Source organism: Vibrio harveyi NBRC 15634 = ATCC 14126 = KCTC 12724 (genome assembly GCF_001591145.1).
Taxonomy (GTDB): Bacteria; Pseudomonadota; Gammaproteobacteria; order Enterobacterales; family Vibrionaceae; genus Vibrio; species Vibrio harveyi.
Genome location: NZ_BCUF01000062.1, coordinates 1 through 20,730 on the forward strand (window position 1 = coordinate 1; position 20,730 = coordinate 20,730).

Consider the following 20,730-nt stretch of genomic DNA (forward strand, 5'->3'; position numbering starts at 1 on the left):
TTCTCGCTTCTCGCTTCTCGCTTCTCGCTTCTCGCTTCTCGCTTCTCGCTTCTCGCTTCTCGCTTCTCGCTTCTCGCTTCTCGCTTCTCGCTATGCGCCAGGCGGCATCGCTAAACTGTCGGCAATCAACTGAATCAAGTGGTCTTCTACCGCGAAGCGCGTCTCAATGATTTCCCCAATCAAAGACATATCTTCGTCAAAATCAGCCAGTTCATCTTCGGCTGAAACATCAGAGTATTTGTCGGTAAAGTTCAACAACGGCTCAGTAGTGAGGACGATCTTCGCGTAAGTCTGGTTTATTTCATCTGTCGCGACAAAGCCAGTGGCTTTCCACTTATCCATCACCATATCGTAGATTTTAAAATGACCTTCAGAGATATAATCCACAAGGTGTTGGCAGAAGTGCTGAAGTTCGTCAGGGGAAGGGAGTTCAATGACATTGGATTTCGAACAAGGTTGCAGTGCTGCAAGCTTACAGTATTCGACAATCAGAGATTGTCTCGTTTCCAGCCAATGGTCAATAACGTCACTGGAACCGCCCCATTGGTCTTGTGTTTGTTTGAATTTTTTTAGCATGACCATGCCCTCATGATCTGATCGCCCATTGGCGAACGTATCCTTTGCAAAGCAAAGTTAGTAAAGTGATTACAAACTCTTGTCCTTACTAGAATTTATAGTTGCAAATTTAGCGAACGACAAACTCTGGTATGAAATTAGATTGCCAGTAAAATGAATGAACTTCAAGCAAAGGGACGCTGTAATGTTAAGAAAAGGTGAAGTTAACCGTACGAAAAACGCCTATTGGTGTGTTGTCTCAGGAAGCGATGTTTGGCTGGTGGATGGTGCTATACCATTTGGCAATGCAGAGCAGTTCTCACTGCCAGAAGCGAGTGCAAGGCAGATAGGTGAATACCAAGATGTCCCGGTGATGTGGGTAAACCTGTCGGATTTAGACCACGATTTAGAACTGGTGTCTCTGCGTGATTGTCTCCATTTCTCAGACTCCCTTTTTCTTTTGATCAGTAAAGCCATTCAGTATGGTCATATGACACAAAGCCTGCGTTTTTGTCCGCAATGCGGTGGTCGCAATTTCCTCAATAACAATCAATTGGCAATGCAGTGTGGTGAGTGCCGTACTTTGCATTATCCGCGTATTTTCCCATGCATCATTGTCGCTGTGCGTAAAGACAACCAAATCTTGCTAGCTCAGCACCCTCGCCATCGAAATGGCATGTATACCGTAATAGCGGGCTTTTTAGAGGTGGGTGAAACCTTGGAGGAGTGTGTGACACGCGAGGTGCACGAAGAGACCGGCGTACACGTTAAAAATATTCGCTATTTTGGCAGCCAACCATGGGCCTTTCCATCCAGCATGATGATGGCATTTCTTGCGGATTACGAGTCTGGTGAATTGAATCCTGATTACACCGAGCTGTCTGATGCTCAATGGTTTGGCGTTGATGATATGCCGCCAGTAGCCCCAAAAGGGACAATCGCAAGAGCATTAATTGAGCAAACAATTAGTGATATTCAGCAGGCTTGAGAGCCGACTCGTAAAGCGATTAAAGGAAAAGGTAGAATCACTTTTGAGACAAAGGGGGTTGTTAGACTGACCTAGCACAGCATTCTGTAATGACACAATGATTAATAAAGGAGTATGTCTAATGAAATACAGATCAGCGTTATGGCTAGGTATTGCGTCTTTTTCTTTGGTAAGTGTTTCGGCACAGGCAAGTATTGAAGTGAAAGCGAAGCGTATGTTGACCGAAAATACAATGACGGAAAACGTCGCAAAAGTGCAAACCGCTTGTGGCAATGAAGTTCTTGAAACAAACTTTGACTGGGCTGCGTGGGATGACTACGACTTTGCTGAAGCTCGTTTAGACAAAGTAAAAACCACAGGTTGGCTGGGTGGCTTAATCAACTATATCTACGATGATATGGTTAAGCTATGCACGACGACTGAACATGCCGCACTTTATAAAGAAGAGTTCCAAAAAGTTCAACAAATCCAATTTGTTGGTCAAGACTCTGTGAAGGCGCGTAAAGCAGGTTTCTCTCTTGATGATGGTGGCAGTGTGCTTAAAGTCGCTTTGAACCCGAACGCGGCTTACGACTCTTCAACGCTGAAATATCTCAAGCAAGCGTGGAACTAAGGTAATGAAAAAAATACTCTTCCCCTTAGTTGCCATGGCTTCAAGCTTTTCTGCGGTCGCTGAAGAGCGTTACTCTATGGAAGATTTAACCGCTCTTCATAAAGCACAAAGCTGGAATGAGCTGCTCTATCATGCCAATGATATTCGTCCATCAAAGCGAGATGATGCTTGGCAAGGACTGGTGGCAGATGCTGCAACAGGAGCTTTCAATAGTTACGTTTCTTCCGGAGCCGCTGATAGCGCTATTGGTTTAGGGCAGCAGCTACTCACTGAGTATGCGTTTCTGTCTCAATCCAGTGATTTTACTCAAAGCTTTGCAAAAGCCTTAGTTCCGGCAGCGCAATCTTGTATCAAGTATTCGATGGAAGGGTGTGTAGAGAGCTACGGACAACTGCTCGCCGAACTCTCTCCTGCGGGTAACGTAAGTTTTGAAGAAGGGACTAAGGTGTTCCAAAATGTCTCTAAATCTCTCGCGATTCCATTCTATGCCGCGGCAGTCAAGCAGTCTCCGGAATACTGTGCAGATGAAAAGGTCTCGAATGCGCTGTTGTATACGCTTGATCGACCGAGTAATTCTCAGTTTGCATTGGCAAAAGAAGTCGCAACAAATGGGTGTGCTAACACGGCACTAACAAACTTTGAGAATTACATTATTGACTCGCAATCGGTGCGGGAGACCTTGTGTCCGACTTACCTATCCAAAGGATATGTAAAAGGGGTCATGAAAAAAGTTTGCCAATCATGATTATGAAATATGAAGCCACCGTAAGGTGGCTTTTTTAATTCATTGAAAAATAGATAAAAAAAACCCTCCGAGAGGGAGGGGGTAAGTAAGATGTCGTTATGAGATGCTGAGTACCGGGTACTCAGTTTATAATTGTAGTTTTCGCTAGCGAACAAATTTTTAACACTGATACCGATTGGGTGCAAATTAAGCACTGATTTAAAAGTTAATAACTTGATCCAGGTTGCAAAGCACACAGCTATTAGCCTTAAATCAGTGATAGAATACCCCCTTTCAAAGAAAGCCTAACAATTGGAATTACGGAATGACTGAATTAAAAAATGATCGTTATCTGCGTGCCCTTTTAAAAGAGCCAGTAGATTACACGCCAGTATGGATGATGCGTCAGGCAGGTCGTTACCTACCAGAATACAAAGCAACTCGTGCGCAAGCGGGCGATTTCATGTCTTTGTGTAAAAACGCGGAGTTGGCGTCAGAAGTAACGCTTCAACCACTACGCCGTTTTCCTCTTGATGCAGCGATCTTGTTCTCTGACATCCTAACTATCCCAGATGCAATGGGCTTAGAACTTCGTTTTGCTGCTGGTGAAGGTCCGGTTTTCGATAAACCAATCACTTGCAAAGCAGACGTTGAAAAGATCGGTCTGCCGGATCCAGAAGGCGAACTGCAATACGTAATGAACGCAGTGCGTCAAATCCGCAAAGACTTGAATGGTGACGTTCCACTGATTGGTTTCTCTGGTAGCCCATGGACACTGGCGACTTACATGGTTGAAGGCGGCAGCTCGAAAGCGTTCACCAAGATCAAGAAGATGATGTACGCAGAACCACAAACTCTGCATCTACTTCTAGATAAGCTAGCAGACAGCGTTATCGAGTACCTAAACGCGCAAATTAAAGCGGGTGCACAATCGGTGATGGTATTTGATACATGGGGTGGTGTACTGACACCTCGTGACTACAACCTGTTCTCTCTGCAATACATGCACAAGATTGTAGATGGTCTGATTCGTGAAAACGACGGTCGCCGTGTACCAGTAACGCTGTTCACTAAGAACGGTGGTATGTGGCTTGAGCAAATCGCAGCAACGGGCTGCGATGCGGTAGGTCTAGACTGGACAATCAACATCGCAGACGCGAAAGCGCGTATCGGTGATAAAGTGGCTCTACAAGGTAACATGGACCCATCAATGCTTTACGCTTCACCAGAGCGTATCCGTGAAGAAGTCGCGGGTATTCTAGAAGGCTTTGGCGATGCAGGTACTGGTCACGTGTTCAACCTAGGTCACGGTATCCACTTGGATGTGCCGCCAGAAAACGCAGGTGTGTTTGTGGAAGCGGTACACGAGCTATCTAAGCCATACCACAAGTAACTTCGACTTTTTGAAATTAAATACCGGCAATCAGTGCCGGTATTTTTTTACCTGAAATTCAAGATAGTACAGCTCTGATAGTATTTGGTCTGCCATGATCTAATTACTATTCTAGCTGCACGTTAGACATTAAAGTTTAATATAAACAAAGGTTTATGATTGCGAGTTTTATGTTCTAGTTTTCTTGTACAGATAAACAAGCAATTAGATCATGGGTAACCTAAAGCATCGAATGAACGCGTTTTTTAAGATATGGCACGACGTCAGATTCAAACCAAGGGTTCTTCTTTAACCACAATGTGTTGCGTGGAGAAGGGTGGGGAAGTGGAATAAAGTCAGGTTCCCAATCCTGCCATTGCTGAACAGTTTGCGTGAGCGTCTTTGGTTTGTTGGTGAGATAGTACTGCTGTGAGTACTGACCAATCAGTAGCGTCAGCTCTATATTGGGCAACTGCTCAAGAATCTGTTTATGCCAAGCTGGCGCACATTCTTTACGAGGTGGTAGATCACCTGAGTTTCCTTTACCTGGATAACAGAAGCCCATTGGGACAATGGCAATTTTGTTTGGGTCGTAGAAAATGTCTTTGTCGATATCGAGCCATTGGCGTAACCGATCGCCGCTTGGATCGTTCCAAGGTATCGAGGTTTTGTGTACGCGCGTTCCCGGCGCTTGTCCGATGATTAGAATGCGTGCGTCTTTTGCGGCTTGTACGATAGGGTTTGCACCCAAAGGTAAATCGTCTGCACAGATCTGGCAGGCACGTACTTGCTTTAGCAATGTTTCTAAAGACATAAGATGGTTAATACCCTTTATCGAAATCGACCTGATTATTAAGAGAGAAACCGTCTCGCCAACTCAAGTAGTTATCTGCAAAAATGTCGACCACTTGCTCAGGGAAACTCAATGCTGCGATGTGGGGTGTGATGGTTACCTGCGGAAGTTTCCAAAACGGATGTTGCGGCGAGAGTGGTTCTTGTTCAAATACATCGAGAAAAGCATGTTCCACCCAGCGATTCTTGAGCGCGAGCAATAGACCTACATCATCAATCACATCACCTCTTCCGACATTAAATAACAGTGCCTGATTAAGGTGGCTTAACACTTCACTATTGAGTAAGCGCTGCGTATCCGGTGTGCTCGGTAGCGTATTCACGACAATATCCGCTTGGTGAAAAGCGCTTGCTAGTTCATTGATGTGATAGGTTTGAGTAAATTCACCGCCAGAGGTTGGAATCCCGGTACGATTCACTCCGATAGTCTTTATTCCCATCAATTGCGCTGCATTCCCCAAGTAGCTACCAATGCTGCCTGTACCAACAATCACCATAGTTTTGCTTTGCAGCGAGGTGTACAGATGCGGTTGCCACTGCTTGTTCTGCTGTTGCTGGTGGTATTGCATAAAGTGGCGGAAGTGAGCAATGCAGTAGCCAATTACGTACTCGGCAATTAATGGTCCGAAAATGCCGCGTACGTTGGTTAAAGTGTAATCCTGGCGTAGATTTGGTGACATTAAGGCATTCACACCAGCAAATGTGGATTGCACCCACTCAAGCTGTGAAAACTCGTCTAACCTTTGTGATAGTAATGGTGGATCCGCCAGTACGATCTGAGCTTCTTCAGGTTGGTCGGTGAGGCAAAGATCGGGCAGATTTTTCTCTGCCAGTAACGTTTCGTAGGTGTCGCGATGCTCTGAGAGCAGGAAAATCTGATTTGGATGCTGCATTAACTTTTTTCCCTGTGATGAATCAAGTACACTTTCGCTGTTTTTTTCTTCAATGATTGAGTGACTATGCTTAAGAATCCTCTTCAGGTTCGTTTGGAAAAACTAGAACCTTGGCAACAAATTACCTTCATGGCGTGTCTGTGTGAACGCATGTATCCAAACTATGCGATGTTTTGTGAGAATACAGAATTTGCTGAGCCACGTGCTTACCGAGCGATTCTTGATAGTGTATGGGAAATTCTGACGGTTAAGAACGCGAAAATTAACTTCGAACGTCAATTAGAGAAGTTAGAAGAGTTGTTCCCAAGTGCGGATGAATTCGATTTTTACGGTGTTTACCCAGCGATGGACGCGTGTCAGAGCCTGTCGACATTGTTGCATGGTCTGTTGGATCGCGACTACCTTTTCGACTCAATGCTTAAAGTGAGCCAACAGTCGGTAAAAACCGTTGCTGACCTAGAACAAGCACAAGGTGCGGAGCCAATCACCAACGACAATCAAAAAGAAAATGAAGCCGTATGTGAAGAGTGGGATGTTCAATGGGCGATCTTCCGTCCACTGCGTGAAGCGGTGGAGCGCGACATCTGCTTGATTAAAGATTTGCGTGAAGAGCTACGTGAAGACGCCGTGAGCAATATCGGCATCGCACTTTAATTATTGAATAGACAGAACAAAGGCATCCAAATTGGATGCCTTTTTTATTTTTGCGTATGGGCTGTTGTGCCTAGTGTTGATTACGATTCTTTAGATTCTGGCTTCGTTGGCTCTTGAGCTTCTGGCTCTTTGTCCTGTTTCTCCAGCCCTTCCTCTTCTTCATCGTCATCGCGGCTTTCAATTACGCCGTGCTTTTCTTTCCAGCTTTCCCAGCGTTGGTAAGCCAGTTCTTGCATGTCTGTGCTCTTATCCGCTTCATCGATGATCTCTTCACCCAATAGGTGCTCAAAGATGTCTTCTAGCGTTACCAAGCCTTGTACTGTGCCGTATTCGTCAACCACAAGCGCTAGCTGCAGACGGTGAGTCATCATTTGGTCAAACACTTTTGGTAGAGCTGTGTTGTTCAGTACCACTTGGATTGGACGCATGACCGAACCGAGTTGTTTTTGACCACTGCCCGATTGTTGCAGCTTGAACAGCTCTAGACGGTGCACAAAACCAATGATGTTATCTTTCTGTTCGCTGTAAACCAGTGGGCGAGAGAAAGGCGTCTCTTTATGCTTCTCTAGGAAGTCGTTGATGGTCATGGTTGCGTCTACGCGGAATACGACCGGACGCGGTGTCATGACTTGTGTTACTGGCACGTCTTGAATGCCCAGTAGGTTGCTCAGGATCTTTGATTCGCCTTCTGCGAACTCTCCGCTCTCTTTTGCCAGAATGGCCATAGCAGATAACTCATCGCGCATCTTCGGTGCTTCGTGGTTACGAGCTAGGCGCTTAGTGATTTGCTCAGAGAACCATACGAATGGCGTTAGTGCCCATACCATCCAGCGCAGCGATACCGCCGCAGATGGTGCAAGTTGACGCCAGTAAGTTGCACCAATCGTCTTAGGTACAATTTCTGATAGAACAAGAATCGCCAGTGTCAGTACCGCAGAGAAGATACCTAGTGCTTCGCTACCGAATACTACCGCCGCTTGTGCACCTGCCGTTGCTGCACCGATAGTGTGAGCAATGGTGTTCAGGGTCAGGATCGAAGCCAGTGGTCGGTCGATGTCTGCTTTCAGTTTTTCTAACTGAGCAGAAGCAGGGTGCCCCTGTTGTTTGAGCTGCGCAATGTAGCTCGGACTGATACTAAGAAGTACCGCCTCCAGTACCGAACAGATAAACGAAATGCCGATAGCAATAGAGATATAAATGGATAACAGCAGCATAGTTGCCCTTGAATGTAATGTGATAGTCGGGATTTTAAGCGATTATAACCGCAAAAGCGCCCTATAAATCGTTCTAATTGCATTAGAAAGCAAGCGCTTTGCCCGTACAAGTAGTAACAAATTGTGAGTTATTACTCATATTATGGCTAAAACTACGTCAGAAAATCGAAAGATCGCTTACAAACCTTTGCCAGATGGGGCATTTATGTTTTAGAGTGAGATGAATTCGATAACATATGAGAAGGGAAACCTAATGAACAAGACCCAATTAATCGACTTTATTGCAGAGAAAGCAGACCTATCTAAAGCACAAGCTAAAGCTGCTCTTGAAGCAACTCTTGAGGGTGTTACTGGCGCTCTTAAAGAGGGTGACCAAGTTCAACTAATTGGTTTTGGTACATTCAAAGTAAACCACCGCGCTGCACGTACTGGTCGTAACCCTAAGACTGGTGACGAGATTCAAATCGCAGCAGCTAACGTACCAGCATTCGTAGCAGGTAAAGCGCTGAAAGAATCAGTAAACTAAGTTAAAATGCACCGAGGTATCCTGCCTCGGTGCAATTTCATGAAAAAACATCTACTCACTTCACTCCTTTTATCAAGCCTCGCTCTTGTTGGCTGTTCTTCTGTTGAAACCCCAAATCTAGACCAATTTACCCATTTCTCTGGCGGAAAAATCATGGGTGATGCCACCAGTTTGTATTGGATGACAGAACGTCTGACACGCGTTAGTACGGCTGCAGACTACGTAGCTATGGGTGATTCCGGCTCGTATCAGAGTGATTATCGCTGGGACGATGGTGAGCTAAGAGAGTTGATTCGAAAAGGTGAGCAACTCGATACAAAACAAGGATTGGTGCCTTTTCAAATCCACATTCGATTCAATAAAGATGGCGATGCGATCTATCAGCAATACCGTGTGAACGGGAAAGTGCTGCCTTTACGACGTGATCAGCTAGAGCGTTACAAGACAGAAGCGAATGATGTGGTTGCTTCGATCAAGAGTCAATCTCGCGAAGGTCAGAGTTTGATTCAAGGTTTTTGGGATGGCGAGACGTTCGAAACCTGCAAAGGACGTGAGTTCGCGACGCTGGAATTTAACCAGACTTTACCTAAGTTTGTGATTGATAGATTGGCATCGGTAGATAGCTACATTGCATTTATCGGCAAAGAGTCACGTAATACAGCAACTGTTGACGAATTGTTGATGCTTAATGATGACAACTTTGATTGTATCCCACGACCAAAGCTGATCTCTGAGTAAGCTCTGAGCTAGTTTTATGCTCGTGGTCACATGAATAAAAAAGGCGCTTAATGCGCCCTTTTGTCTTTTTAGCCAACTGAAGTTGTTTTTATTTTTCTTGCTCACGTGCGATTGCACGGTAGCCGATATCGTTGCGATGGAACATGCCATCCCAACTGATCTGTTTTGAAAGTTCATAAGCGCGTTGCTGTGCTTCTGATACGCTGTTACCAAGTGCTGTTGCACAAAGTACACGGCCGCCGTTTGTCACAATGTCGCCGTCTTTGTTGTGTGTACCTGCGTGGAAGACCTTCTCACCTTCAATTTCAACTTGTGGAAGACCTGAGATAACGTCGCCCTTGTCGTACGCAGCAGGGTAGCCTCCGGCGGCTAACACAATACCAATCGATGCTCGTGGATCCCATTTTGATTCCACTTGATCCAGTTTGGCATCAATAGCAGCCAGACATAGATCAACAAGATCCGATTCCATGCGCATCATGATCGGTTGCGTTTCTGGATCACCAAAGCGGCAGTTGTACTCGATCACTTTCGGCGTACCGTCTTTATCGATCATTAAACCCGCGTATAGGAAACCTGTGTAAGGGTTGCCTTCTGAAGCCATCCCACGCACTGTTGGGTAAATCACTTCTTCCATGATGCGGTTATGAATTTCAGATGTTACCACTGGAGCAGGAGAATAAGCGCCCATGCCGCCTGTGTTTGGACCGGTATCTTTGTCGCCTACGCGTTTGTGGTCTTGGCTGGTGGCCATTGGCAAAACGTTCTCACCATCCACCATCACGATGAAGCTTGCTTCTTCCCCATCTAGGAATTCTTCGATAACCACACGACTGCCAGCATCACCAAATGCATTACCCGCTAGCATATCCTTGATGGCGTCTTCAGCTTCTTCTAGTGTCATTGCCACAATCACGCCTTTGCCAGCGGCAAGACCATCAGCTTTGACTACAATTGGTGCACCTTGTTCACGTACGTAAGCGAGTGCAGGCTCGATTTCAGTGAAGTTTGCGTATGCTCCCGTCGGGATTTGGTGACGAGCAAGAAAGTCTTTAGTAAACGCTTTAGAGCCTTCAAGCTGCGCTGCTGCTTGTGTTGGACCAAAGATTGGCAGACCTGCTTCTCGGAAAGCATCCACAACACCGATAACCAATGGTGCTTCAGGACCAACGATGGTCAGCTCAATGGCTTTCTCTTTTGCGAATGCAACCAGACCTGCGATGTCTTCTACTGCGATATTTACGTTCTCTAGTTTAGGCTCTAGTGCTGTGCCTGCGTTACCCGGAGCAACGAAGATAGTCTCAACATTTGGGTTTTGCGCCGCTTTCCAACCTAGTGCGTGTTCACGACCGCCTGAACCAATGATAAGTACATTCATGTTTTAAACCTTCAATCAAAATTGATAGTAGTAGAACTAGAAAATGTTTGAGCAACACGAAAGGAAAGTGTTGCTCATCTCGGAGCGCAACGCTCTTGTATCCAGTAGCGAAGCGCTCTCGCATCTTTTCTTTCTAGTGGCGGAAGTGACGCATACCTGTAAAGATCATTGCCATGCCGTGTTCGTCTGCTGCTGCAATAACTTCGTCATCACGCATCGAGCCGCCAGGTTGAATCACACACTTGATGCCAGCTTCTGCTGCTGCATCGATACCATCACGGAATGGGAAGAACGCATCAGATGCCATTACGCTACCTGCGACTTCTAGACCTTCGTCTGCTGCTTTGATTCCCGCAATTTTCGCTGAGTAAACGCGGCTCATTTGACCTGCGCCTACGCCGATGGTCATGTCACCTTTCGCGTAAACAATCGCGTTTGATTTCACGAATTTCGCTACCTTCCAGCAGAATAGTGCATCTTTCAGCTCTTCTTCTGTTGGTTGACGCTTAGAAACCACTTTCAGGTCATCTAGGCTTACCATGCCTTGGTCACGGTCTTGAACCAGTAGACCGCCGTTGACGCGTTTCACGTCAAAGCCCGTTGTCTTCGTTGACCATTCGCCACACTCAAGTAGACGCACGTTCTTCTTCGCTGCAACCACTTCAATCGCTTCAGCAGAAACAGAAGGTGCGATGATGACTTCAACGAATTGACGTTCAACAATAGCGGTTGCTGTTTCAGCATCTAGCTCTTGGTTGAATGCAATGATGCCGCCGAATGCAGATGTTGGGTCAGTTTGGTAAGCGCGGTTGTACGCTTCTAGGATGTCTTTACCTAGAGCCACACCACATGGGTTCGCGTGTTTTACGATCACACATGCTGGTTCGTTGAACTCTTTCACACACTCAAGTGCTGCATCTGTGTCTGCGATGTTGTTGTAAGAAAGGGCTTTACCTTGGATTTGGCGAGCAGTAGAAACAGACGCCTCTTGTGGGTTTGCTTCTACGTAAAAAGCAGCTGCTTGGTGGCTATTCTCACCGTAGCGCATATCTTGTTTTTTCTCGAACTGTTGGTTGAATGTTCGAGGGAATTTGCTCTTGTTTTCAGGAGAAGGTTCATCACCTTCTTTGTTCTCACCGTAAGATGGAACCATAGTGCCGAAGTAGTTTGCGATCATGCCATCGTAAGCCGCAGTGTGCTCAAATGCTGCGATAGCAAGGTCGAAACGGGTATCTAGAGTAAGGGATTTGTTGTTTGCATCCATCTCTGCGATTACGCGCTGGTAATCACCTGCGTTAACGACGATAGTCACGTCTTTGTGGTTTTTCGCAGCAGAGCGAACCATAGTTGGACCGCCGATATCGATGTTTTCAACTGCGTCAGCTAGAGTACAACCCTCTTTTGCTACGGTTTCTGCGAATGGGTATAGGTTAACAACAACCATATCGATAGGGTTGATGCCGTGTTTTTCCATCACGTCATCATCTTGACCACGGCGACCCAGTACACCACCGTGAACTTTCGGGTGAAGCGTCTTAACGCGACCGTCCATCATTTCTGGGAAACCAGTGTAGTCAGAGACTTCGGTTACTGCGATGCCTTGCTCAGCAAGTAGACGAGCCGTACCACCAGTAGATAGGATATCGACACCGCGCTCAGCAAGAGCTTGTGCAAACTCAACAATACCTGTTTTGTCTGATACGCTGATAAGCGCACGGCGAATAGGACGAGCGTTGTTCATGCTTCCATTTTCCTCAAATTCACGGAGTTAAAGATGTTTGCCAAAAATGAACTTGTTTTTACCTCATGGGGTAAAATATTGGCCAGTTTTGGTAAAGACCTTTGCAGGTGTTTTCATGCTTAGAAAACAGTCTCCACTATTTGATGGCGCGTATTCTAACCAATTTATTACAAAAAAGCTCGCGCAATCGTTTGGCATCTCAGAAATAATTGCAAAAAACTCGATCTTTGGCTTTAAAAGTAACGAGATAGTTAATAAGGAAAGTTATGTTTCAGATAGGTGAACTGGCGAAACGCTGTGGTGTGACTGCCGATACATTACGTTTCTACGAAAAAAATACACTGATCCAGCCCGCAGGGCGAAGTGAATCGGGCTATCGCTTATACAACGAAGAAAACCAAAAACAGGTACGCTTCATTCTCAAAGCGAAAGAGCTTGGCTTAAGTTTAGAGGAAATAAAAGAGCTTCTAGAAATCAAATTAGAAGCGACAGAACACAGCTGTGCAGAAGTAAAAGCTATCACTTCTGCAAAGTTAACTTTAATTGATGAAAAAATAGCGGAACTGACAAAGATTCGCACCGCATTAAAGAAGATCAATGACGCTTGCTGTGGGCATAACAATGACGATGCCAGCCACTGTTCTATCCTCGCAGCCCTTGAGTAGCGTGCTACTTAATTTAAGTTTGCATTTTTGGCGGCTTGCTTTTCTAGGTTCAAGCCGTTTTCCCACCTATAATCTCGGCTTTAGTCGACTGTAAGAATGTGTAGTCCTATCTATTCCTAAAGCGACGCTGTCTATTAGATACGAGAGTTTTCATACATGGTTGGAGTCTATTTTCAAATCAATGACTGGGTTTTGAGCGTTGATGAAAATAAGCTGTATCGACAAGACAGGGAAGTTACCGTTGAGCCACGCTTAATTAATTTGCTGCATTTTCTTGCAGAGCACGCTAGTGAAGTGTTCAACCGCGAAGAGCTGATCCAATACGTTTGGGCGGGTGCGATTGTGACTGACCAAGTTGTGACGCAATCCATTTTTGAACTGCGTAAACTGCTGCGCGACGGTCGAGAAGAAAACACCAGCTACGTGATCACTGTGCCTAAACGTGGTTACAAGTTGGTAGCAAATGTGACGCCGATGACGCACGAGGAATTCCTCGCTAGCCGTCATTGTGATACAGAGATTCTTGCTCCGATCGTAGAAGAAATCGAAGAAGAACAATCAGAAATCTCAACTTCTACGATTGCATTTCCGGCAGGTCCGTTAACTCGCGCTGTATGCGAGATGTCAAAAGAGAAAAAAGCACCGCGCAAGCCGAATAAAATCAGCCCTTGGCGATTAGGTTTCATGAACTTCATTTGGATCAGTATTTTGGTCGTGGTGATGGGGGTGTTTACCTATAAGCAATCTGAAGTGCGCATTACACAAGCCATTGATACTCACCTTATCGAATTCAAGTTTCAGGATAACTTCAGCAAAGAAGGTCGTAGCTATGACTTAGCCGACGGGTTTGCACAGAAGTTGATGGCAGATGTGGCTCAAGTCAGTGATTATCGAGTCATGTTGAAAAAGGCGACCTTTACTACTGGTATTGTACCGGGTAAGTCTGTGGTGGTACGTGTTAAAGAAAACGACGGTGGCAGCTTCCTTGAGGTGGAATATCGCAATAACTCCTCCGAAAAGGTTTTGTTCAGCCGCCAATACGCGTTAACCAATAGCCATTTGAAGTCGGTTATGCAGCAAGCCTCTCTAGATTTGATGCGCGCACTAAAAGTGCCAGATGCAAAATTAAAATCCAAGGTGCTGGTGGCGGGTATGCCAATGAACCCAGACGCATTGGAGCTGTTTGTTGAGGCAAACCACTACTTGAATGTGTCGGATGCGAATCAATTCCAGCACGGTATCGACTTGATGGAGAGAATTCTCGAGATTGAACCGGATAACGCTTATGTACAAGCTGAGCTGTTGATTGCCTATCATGTGCAAAAGGCGCTTGATCCTGCATTGGAGCTGAGAAAAGGCAGAGTTCAGCAGTTGAGTGAGAAATTGGAAACCAATTCAAAGATGATGGTGGGACCAATTCAGCCACGTATTTATGAAGCGTTAGCGCTGCATGAGACCATTGCAGGTGACATCGATTTGGCTAAGCAGCATTTGAATCAAGCTCTCGAGGTTCGAGACTCAGTTCTGTCTTATGTCATTAGAGGCAAGCACGCGGAATTGGATGGTGATTTGGATTGGGCAAGTGAGTCTTACAGTGAAGCCTTCTATATAGATACATCTGTAGAGACCTATTTGCTATGCGAAAACTTGGTCTTTCCAAGCAATATGAAGGCGATTGATTACGCCATGTATCGAGCAGTGCACCCTTCTGTGGTTCGTATGTTGTAGTAAGCCCTCTTTTATCAATCAGAGACACTTAGCCCTTCACTTCGGTGAGGGGCTTTTTTGTCTCTACGTTATTAAATCGCTATCTTCTTGCTTTTTGAATAGAGCTTGCTTTACAGGGGGGGGAGGCTTTTCATTCTATCTTCTATCTTCTATCTTCTATCTTCTATCTTCTATCTTCTATCTTCTATCTTCTATCTTCTATCTCACCATCTTTGTATTTTGCTTGTGTTTATTAATGAGCGGCTCTTATCGAGTTTTTGCTAGATCTACCTTTTTTTCCCATTGCTCTACCTTTGGTTTGTGTACTTATTGTCTGTCACAACCACACTGTTGTTTATGTGTACTTACGTTGGTATCTATGCAGAACGAGGGGAAAAGAAGAGGGAAGTTTGATGTAAGTCAACGGAGCAATAAAGGTAGGAAAAAGCGGCGTCAACAGTTTGGGTAATTAGCCATGGTTTCTTTTGATGTTGATAGAGGTTGATAAGCTTGATGGAAAATTTGTTGAGGTTGATGTTTTTAGGTTTCCGATAAGAGCGTTTGATGTTGTTGGGCTAAACTTCTGTATTTATTGGTTTTATATTTTTGTGTTTATAAGGTTTATCTCAACTTTATACCGATGGGCTAATTGTTTTATTGATAACGCCAAGTTTATTTTTTTCCCAGTTTTTGGGCGTAGTCTTCACTTCGAAATTTAGCGAGGTCGAGCAGATTCCTCCTCATAGCATCTCGCTAATAACCATTCAGTTTGAGTCATGTTGACTCGAGTAGAATAGATTTGGAGATGTTATGTCATCGAATGCGAAAAAAATCGGCCTTATTGCCTGTACGGGTGTCGTAGCCGGTAACATGATGGGTAGTGGTATTGCACTATTACCTTCTAGTCTTGCCTCTGTAGGCTCTGTTTCAATCTTCAGTTGGCTGATCTGTTTGGTCGGTGCACTGAGTCTGGCGTTCGTTTACGCTCGTCTGGCAACCAAAAACCCACAAGAAGGTGGTCCTATCGCTTATGCTGGCGAAGTGTCTCCGGTATTTGGTTTCCAAACGGGCGTTCTTTATTACCACGCGAACTGGATCGGTAACCTGGCTATTGCCATTACAGGTGTTTCTTACCTTTCAGTATTCTTCCCTGTGCTTAATAACCCAATCCCAGCAGGTATTGCGACGATTGCATCGGTATGGATCTTCACTTTCGTCAACCTACTTGGTGGTAGCTGGGTAAGCCGTCTATGTACGCTTGGTCTAGTTCTTATCCTTATCCCAGTTGTTGGTACAGCCGCATTTGGTTGGACGCACTTCGATACTGCGCTTTACAGCCAAAACTGGAACGTATCAGCAGGCACTGACAGCCACGCGGTAGTAACTGCGGTTCTTATCTGTCTATGGTCATTCGTAGGTGTGGAATCAGCAGCGGTATCGACTGGTATGGTAGAAAACCCTAAACGTACCGTACCACTAGCAACTATGTTGGGTACTGGTATCGCAGGTGTGATTTACATCCTATCAACTCAAATGATCAGCGGCATGTTCCCTGCGTCAGAAGTTGCGGCATCAGGTGCGCCATTTGCACTAGCAACAACTGAGCTATTCGGTAGCTGGACAGCGCCATTCGTATCAGCATTTACAGCACTAGCATGTTTCACTTCGCTAGGTTCTTGGATGATGCTAGTAGGTGAAGCGGGTAAACGCGCAGCAAACGACGGCAACTTCCCTAAAATCTACGGTGAAACTGATAAAAACGGTGTGCCTAAGAAAGGTCTAATCCTTGCGTCAATCAAGATGACTGCGCTAATGGTTGTACTGATGTTCTTTAGCTCTAAAACAGCACACGCATCAGACCTGTTCAACCAGCTAACGACTGACGCAGTTCTACTAACTATGCTGCCTTACTTCTACTCAAGCATTAACTTGATTCGCTTCGAAGGTATGACAACACGCAACGGCTTCGTAATGCTGTTCTCTGGTGTGGCTTGTTTGTTCTGCTTCATCGCACTAGCAGGTGCAGAGGGCGGTACGCTAACAGCAACCTTCATCGTTTCTCTAGTTATCTTGATGTTCTACAGCAAAAAAGCAGGTCTTGCTCAGTACGTGAAAATGCACGCTGACGACATGCCTGCCCAAGCAAGCAACTAATCCCCAAAACGCTGGCACTACGGTGCCAGCCCATAAACCCAAATTCACGCGGCGCTCACCTTACTCATTGCCAGTAAATGGCAAAGAGCGCCCTCATTCGCCTTGGAGATGTCCAAATGAATATATTCGCTATCTTGAACCACATGGGTGTGTTCTTTAAAGAAGAGCCAGTTCGTCAACTTCACGCTGCTCTTGAGAAAGCGGGCTACGAAGTGGTTTACCCAGTAGATGATAAAGACTTGATCAAAATGATTGAGATGAACCCACGCATTTGCGGTGTGCTGTTCGACTGGGATAAATACTCACTAGAGCTATGTGAACGTATCAGCCAAATCAACGAAAAACTGCCTGTTCACGCATTTGCTAACGAACAGTCTACTCTAGACATTTCACTAACAGACCTACGTCTAAACGTGAGCTTCTTCGAGTACGCTTTAGGTATGGCTGACGACATCGCTATCAAAATCAACCAAGCGACAGAGGCATACAAAGATGCCATCATGCCTCCATTCACTAAAGCGCTATTCAAATACGTAGAAGAAGGTAAATACACCTTCTGTACTCCAGGTCACATGGGCGGTACTGCATTCCAGAAAAGCCCTGCTGGTAGCATCTTCTACGATTTTTACGGTCCAAACACATTCAAAGCGGACGTATCAATTTCAATGCCTGAACTAGGTTCTCTACTAGACCACTCAGGTCCACATAAAGATGCTGAAGAATACATCGCACGTACATTCAATGCAGACAGCTCGTACATCGTAACTAACGGTACGTCTACATCGAATAAAATTGTTGGCATGTACTCAGCACCTGCGGGCAGCACAGTACTGATTGACCGTAACTGTCACAAATCTCTGACTCACCTAATGATGATGAGCGACGTGACACCAATCTACTTCCGCCCAACTCGTAACGCATACGGCATCCTTGGTGGTATTCCACAAAGCGAATTCAGCCGCGATGTCATTGCAGAGAAAGTGGCGAAAACACCAGGTGCAACAGCACCAACTTACGCAGTAGTGACTAACTCAACTTACGATGGTCTGCTGTACAACACGCAATTCATCAAAGAGTCGCTAGATTGTAAACACATCCACTTCGACAGTGCTTGGGTGCCTTACACTAACTTCAACCCAATTTACGAAGGTAAATGTGGTATGAGTGGTGAAGCGATGCCAGGCAAAGTGTTCTACGAGACACAATCAACACACAAACTGTTGGCAGCGTTCTCACAAGCTTCAATGATTCACGTGAAAGGTGACTTTGATAAAGAATCTTTCAACGAAGCATTCATGATGCACACTTCAACTTCACCTCAGTACGGCATTGTTGCTTCTACTGAAACTGCAGCGGCAATGATGCGCGGCAACACTGGTAAGAAGTTGATGCAAGACTCTATCGATCGCGCAATCCGCTTCCGTAAAGAGATCAAACGTCTAGAAGCAGAAAGCGACAGCTGGTTCTTCGATGTATGGCAACCAGAAAACATCGATACCACAGAATGTTGGAAACTAGACCCTAGCGACACATGGCACGGCTTCAAGAACATGGATGATAACCACATGTATCTTGACCCAATCAAAGTAACGCTACTGACTCCAGGGATGAATAAAGAAGGCGAACTAGAAGAATCAGGTATTCCTGCTTCGCTGGTGGCTAAATTCCTAGACGAGCGCGGCATCGTGGTAGAGAAAACAGGTCCATACAACTTGTTGTTCCTATTCTCAATCGGTATCGACAAATCAAAAGCAATGCAATTGCTACGCGGTCTAACTGAATTTAAACGTGGCTACGACTTGAACCTAACCATCAAGAGCTTCCTACCTTCGCTATACAACGAAGATCCAAGCTTTTATGAAGGCATGCGCGTTCAAGAACTAGCACAAGCAATTCATGACCTAACTAAGAAATACAACCTACCAGAGCTAATGTACAAAGCGTTCGATGTTCTTCCAGAAATGAAAGTAACACCACACGCAGCATGGCAAGAAGAGCTTCGCGGTAACGTAGAAGAAATCAAACTGGAAGAAATGGTTGGTCGCGTAAGTGCGAACATGATCCTTCCTTACCCTCCAGGTGTGCCACTAGTACTTCCTGGTGAAATGGTGACTCAAGAGTCTCGCCCTGTGCTGGACTTCCTAGAGATGCTTTGTGAGATCGGTGCGCATTACCCAGGTTTCGAAACCGACATCCACGGTCTATACCAACAAAAAGATGGTAGCTACACCGTAAAAGTATTGAAGAACTAAGTTCCTCTCGAAGATGACGCTATTGGGAATGCAAGCATGCTCCACTCTTACGAGCTCAATGCGTCATCGAACAATAACGGCATTTAGATATACCCCTAACTATTCTGTCGTAAAGAGAAGGGCAAGGATGCTCTGATCTTTTCTTCTATATAGAAGAGTCACTTTTCCAAGACTTCACCTGAAGCACCCCAAGTAAAAAGCAAAGACCAAAAGAGCAGCATGAAAGTGCCGCTCTTTTTTTGCTATCTATATAGAAAAGATATCAACAGCCAAAGCTAGGCAAACTCCATCACGATACGCCCATTAATTTCACCTTTCTCCATATCAGCAAAGATGTCATTGATATCTTCAAGATGTTTAACTTCGGTAATGGCTTTTACTTTTCCTTCTGCTGCGAATTGTAAGCACTCTTGCAAGTCTTTGCGTGTGCCAACAATAGAGCCAATCACTTTGACACCATTTAGCACCGTATCAAAGATAGGGATTGGCATCTCTTCAGGAGGAAGACCAACAAGAACGCATGCGCCACCACGGCGTATGGAGTGATAAGCCTCTTGGAATGCAGGCTTCGATACTGCAGTACATACAACGCCATGCACGCCGCCATTAGTGATGGTCTTAATACGCTCTGATGGTTTCTCTTTCATAAAGTCGATGGTGTGTTGCGCACCTAGACTTTTAGCGAGTGCGAGCTTCTCATCACCAGTATCTACAGCAATAACATTCATGCCCATAGCTACAGCATATTGAATGGCTAAATGACCTAAACCACCTGCACCGACAATTGCCACCCATTGACCTGGTTTTACATCTGTTACTTTGAGCGCTTTATAAGTGGTAACACCTGCACAGAAGAGGGGAGCTGCATCCACATAGCTTAAGCCATCTGGAATCTTCACGACGTACTCACCATGAGCAAGACAGAACTCTGCATAACCGCCATCAACGGAATAACCAGCGTTATGTTGATCTAAACACAGCGTCTCTTGCCCTTCTAAACAATAGTCGCAATGACCACATGCACTATACAACCAAGGAACACCAACACGATCACCTGCTTTGAGATGATGTATCTCGCTGCCAACTTCGACGATTTCACCCACACCTTCATGTCCTGGTACCAGAGGCATTTTGGGTTTTACCGGCCAATCGCCATGACAAGCGTGCAGATCAGTATGACAAACACCACATGCATGAACCTTTACGAGTACATCACGAGGTTTAACGTTGGGTAAAGGAATATCCTTGATAACAAGCGGACCTTTAAATTCACTAACAACTGCGGCTTTCATGAATAACTCTCCAATAATGATAACGAGAATCATTCTTGATCGATATGTAAGGAAGTGCAGTGATCTGAATCAAAAATCGATTTTTGTTTAAATAGACCATAGTCGAAACTGGTTATTGGTAAGACGGCTTACCTTTAATTTCTGTGAAAAGAAGAGGAGAACGTGACGAAAAACTACGAGAAGACTGCAATGAAGTCTGACTTTACTCCTCTTTAGGATCGAATAATTACGTCAAAGATCCTCTGTTTTGCCGTATATCTGAACAAAGTGTTTGTTATTTGTTCGGTTGAAAGTTTTTTTGCAAAAAACGCTTGTGCTAATTTCTCAACTCCCTATACTGCGCATCCACCGACACGGAGTGAGACGAAAGTCACACAGCGAGTCGGAAGAGAGAAAAAAGAATTTAAAAAAA

18 protein-coding genes are annotated in these 20,730 nt (G+C 45.2%); 11 read left to right on the forward strand and 7 right to left on the reverse strand.

What is annotated here, in order from left to right; translation table 11 throughout:
* Nucleotides 1–90: 90 nt before the first annotated feature.
* Nucleotides 91–582: an Rsd/AlgQ family anti-sigma factor gene (locus VHA02S_RS22090; RefSeq protein ID WP_005434886.1), complete on the reverse strand. Its 492-nt coding sequence runs from the start codon at nt 580–582 to the stop codon at nt 91–93.
* A 178-nt stretch (nt 583–760) separates the two neighbouring features.
* Between VHA02S_RS22090 and nudC the strand changes: the two genes are divergently transcribed.
* The 4 genes from nudC to hemE all read left to right on the forward strand — a co-directional run bounded on the left by nudC (nt 761) and on the right by hemE (nt 4,273).
* The gene (gene nudC, locus VHA02S_RS22095) at nt 761–1,543 is read left to right on the forward strand and encodes an NAD(+) diphosphatase (protein ID WP_026138199.1); all 783 of its coding nucleotides are present in this window, start codon (nt 761–763) and stop codon (nt 1,541–1,543) included.
* 121 nt (nt 1,544–1,664) lie between these two features.
* Entirely contained in the window at nt 1,665–2,156 is a 492-nt protein-coding gene (locus VHA02S_RS22100; RefSeq protein WP_005451133.1) for a hypothetical protein, read from the forward strand.
* 4 nt (nt 2,157–2,160) lie between these two features.
* Nucleotides 2,161–2,901, forward strand: a complete 741-nt coding sequence (locus tag VHA02S_RS22105) for a hypothetical protein (protein WP_005451134.1) — start codon at nt 2,161–2,163, stop codon at nt 2,899–2,901.
* Between the two features lie 304 nt (nt 2,902–3,205).
* On the forward strand, nt 3,206–4,273 hold the full coding sequence (gene hemE / locus VHA02S_RS22110) for a uroporphyrinogen decarboxylase (protein ID WP_005433634.1): 1,068 nt from the start codon (nt 3,206–3,208) through the stop codon (nt 4,271–4,273).
* A 220-nt stretch (nt 4,274–4,493) separates the two neighbouring features.
* On the opposite strand, the gene VHA02S_RS22115 is transcribed toward hemE, so the two are convergent.
* Both VHA02S_RS22115 and VHA02S_RS22120 read right to left on the reverse strand, forming a co-directional pair.
* Entirely contained in the window at nt 4,494–5,066 is a 573-nt protein-coding gene (locus VHA02S_RS22115) for a uracil-DNA glycosylase family protein (protein WP_009697536.1), read from the reverse strand.
* Between the two features lie 7 nt (nt 5,067–5,073).
* Entirely contained in the window at nt 5,074–5,997 is a 924-nt protein-coding gene (locus VHA02S_RS22120) for a D-2-hydroxyacid dehydrogenase (RefSeq protein WP_009700453.1), read from the reverse strand.
* A 66-nt stretch (nt 5,998–6,063) separates the two neighbouring features.
* Between VHA02S_RS22120 and VHA02S_RS22125 the strand changes: the two genes are divergently transcribed.
* Nucleotides 6,064–6,651, forward strand: coding sequence for a YjaG family protein (locus VHA02S_RS22125; protein WP_038899381.1), 588 nt, complete (start codon nt 6,064–6,066; stop codon nt 6,649–6,651).
* Between the two features lie 80 nt (nt 6,652–6,731).
* Here VHA02S_RS22125 and VHA02S_RS22130 read toward each other — a convergent pair whose 3' ends face one another.
* The gene (locus tag VHA02S_RS22130; RefSeq protein WP_005451141.1) at nt 6,732–7,865 is read right to left on the reverse strand and encodes a CNNM domain-containing protein; all 1,134 of its coding nucleotides are present in this window, start codon (nt 7,863–7,865) and stop codon (nt 6,732–6,734) included.
* A gap of 253 nt (nt 7,866–8,118) precedes the next feature.
* On the opposite strand from VHA02S_RS22130, the gene hupA reads away from it, so the two are divergent.
* Nucleotides 8,119–8,391: a nucleoid-associated protein HU-alpha gene (gene hupA, locus VHA02S_RS22135; RefSeq protein ID WP_005433627.1), complete on the forward strand. Its 273-nt coding sequence runs from the start codon at nt 8,119–8,121 to the stop codon at nt 8,389–8,391.
* 39 nt (nt 8,392–8,430) lie between these two features.
* Nucleotides 8,431–9,129 carry a DUF1481 domain-containing protein gene (locus tag VHA02S_RS22140; RefSeq protein WP_009697538.1) on the forward strand — a complete coding sequence of 233 codons (699 nt, stop codon included), beginning with the start codon at nt 8,431–8,433 and terminating at the stop codon, nt 9,127–9,129.
* Between the two features lie 88 nt (nt 9,130–9,217).
* Here VHA02S_RS22140 and purD read toward each other — a convergent pair whose 3' ends face one another.
* Together purD and purH are read right to left on the reverse strand one after the other, a co-directional pair.
* Nucleotides 9,218–10,507 carry a phosphoribosylamine--glycine ligase gene (gene purD / locus VHA02S_RS22145; protein ID WP_038899382.1) on the reverse strand — a complete coding sequence of 430 codons (1,290 nt, stop codon included), beginning with the start codon at nt 10,505–10,507 and terminating at the stop codon, nt 9,218–9,220.
* Nucleotides 10,508–10,640: 133 nt separating this feature from the next.
* A complete protein-coding gene (purH, locus tag VHA02S_RS22150) occupies nt 10,641–12,248 on the reverse strand; it encodes a bifunctional phosphoribosylaminoimidazolecarboxamide formyltransferase/IMP cyclohydrolase (RefSeq protein ID WP_038899383.1) in 1,608 nt (535 codons plus the stop codon).
* A 266-nt stretch (nt 12,249–12,514) separates the two neighbouring features.
* Here purH and zntR point away from each other — a divergent pair, with 266 nt between their 5' ends.
* The 4 genes from zntR (at nt 12,515) to VHA02S_RS22180 (ending at nt 19,026) form a co-directional block, all read left to right on the forward strand.
* A complete protein-coding gene (zntR, locus tag VHA02S_RS22160) occupies nt 12,515–12,913 on the forward strand; it encodes a Zn(2+)-responsive transcriptional regulator (protein WP_005451151.1) in 399 nt (132 codons plus the stop codon).
* 156 nt (nt 12,914–13,069) lie between these two features.
* Nucleotides 13,070–14,641, forward strand: coding sequence for a lysine decarboxylation/transport transcriptional activator CadC (gene cadC / locus VHA02S_RS22165; protein ID WP_005451154.1), 1,572 nt, complete (start codon nt 13,070–13,072; stop codon nt 14,639–14,641).
* Between the two features lie 789 nt (nt 14,642–15,430).
* Complete coding sequence (gene cadB / locus VHA02S_RS22175; protein WP_005434864.1) at nt 15,431–16,774, forward strand: cadaverine/lysine antiporter; 1,344 nt, start codon at nt 15,431–15,433, stop codon at nt 16,772–16,774.
* Nucleotides 16,775–16,890: 116 nt separating this feature from the next.
* On the forward strand, nt 16,891–19,026 hold the full coding sequence (locus VHA02S_RS22180) for a lysine decarboxylase CadA (RefSeq protein WP_005451159.1): 2,136 nt from the start codon (nt 16,891–16,893) through the stop codon (nt 19,024–19,026).
* A gap of 275 nt (nt 19,027–19,301) precedes the next feature.
* Here the strand turns inward: VHA02S_RS22180 and adhP are convergent, their stop codons facing one another.
* A complete protein-coding gene (gene adhP, locus VHA02S_RS22185; RefSeq protein ID WP_009697531.1) occupies nt 19,302–20,318 on the reverse strand; it encodes an alcohol dehydrogenase AdhP in 1,017 nt (338 codons plus the stop codon).
* Nucleotides 20,319–20,730 lie beyond the last annotated feature (412 nt).

What these genes read in the sequence shown, in the direction of transcription:
- VHA02S_RS22090 (WP_005434886.1), bottom strand. Translation starts at nt 582, where the DNA reads ATGGTCATGCTAAAAAAATTCAAACAAACACAAGACCAATGGGGCGGT.
- nudC (WP_026138199.1), top strand. Translation starts at nt 761, where the DNA reads ATGTTAAGAAAAGGTGAAGTTAACCGTACGAAAAACGCCTATTGGTGT.
- VHA02S_RS22100 (WP_005451133.1), top strand. Translation starts at nt 1,665, where the DNA reads ATGAAATACAGATCAGCGTTATGGCTAGGTATTGCGTCTTTTTCTTTG.
- VHA02S_RS22105 (WP_005451134.1), top strand. Translation starts at nt 2,161, where the DNA reads ATGAAAAAAATACTCTTCCCCTTAGTTGCCATGGCTTCAAGCTTTTCT.
- hemE (WP_005433634.1), top strand. Translation starts at nt 3,206, where the DNA reads ATGACTGAATTAAAAAATGATCGTTATCTGCGTGCCCTTTTAAAAGAG.
- VHA02S_RS22115 (WP_009697536.1), bottom strand. Translation starts at nt 5,066, where the DNA reads ATGTCTTTAGAAACATTGCTAAAGCAAGTACGTGCCTGCCAGATCTGT.
- VHA02S_RS22120 (WP_009700453.1), bottom strand. Translation starts at nt 5,997, where the DNA reads ATGCAGCATCCAAATCAGATTTTCCTGCTCTCAGAGCATCGCGACACC.
- VHA02S_RS22125 (WP_038899381.1), top strand. Translation starts at nt 6,064, where the DNA reads ATGCTTAAGAATCCTCTTCAGGTTCGTTTGGAAAAACTAGAACCTTGG.
- VHA02S_RS22130 (WP_005451141.1), bottom strand. Translation starts at nt 7,865, where the DNA reads ATGCTGCTGTTATCCATTTATATCTCTATTGCTATCGGCATTTCGTTT.
- hupA (WP_005433627.1), top strand. Translation starts at nt 8,119, where the DNA reads ATGAACAAGACCCAATTAATCGACTTTATTGCAGAGAAAGCAGACCTA.
- VHA02S_RS22140 (WP_009697538.1), top strand. Translation starts at nt 8,431, where the DNA reads ATGAAAAAACATCTACTCACTTCACTCCTTTTATCAAGCCTCGCTCTT.
- purD (WP_038899382.1), bottom strand. Translation starts at nt 10,507, where the DNA reads ATGAATGTACTTATCATTGGTTCAGGCGGTCGTGAACACGCACTAGGT.
- purH (WP_038899383.1), bottom strand. Translation starts at nt 12,248, where the DNA reads ATGAACAACGCTCGTCCTATTCGCCGTGCGCTTATCAGCGTATCAGAC.
- zntR (WP_005451151.1), top strand. Translation starts at nt 12,515, where the DNA reads ATGTTTCAGATAGGTGAACTGGCGAAACGCTGTGGTGTGACTGCCGAT.
- cadC (WP_005451154.1), top strand. Translation starts at nt 13,070, where the DNA reads ATGGTTGGAGTCTATTTTCAAATCAATGACTGGGTTTTGAGCGTTGAT.
- cadB (WP_005434864.1), top strand. Translation starts at nt 15,431, where the DNA reads ATGTCATCGAATGCGAAAAAAATCGGCCTTATTGCCTGTACGGGTGTC.
- VHA02S_RS22180 (WP_005451159.1), top strand. Translation starts at nt 16,891, where the DNA reads ATGAATATATTCGCTATCTTGAACCACATGGGTGTGTTCTTTAAAGAA.
- adhP (WP_009697531.1), bottom strand. Translation starts at nt 20,318, where the DNA reads ATGAAAGCCGCAGTTGTTAGTGAATTTAAAGGTCCGCTTGTTATCAAG.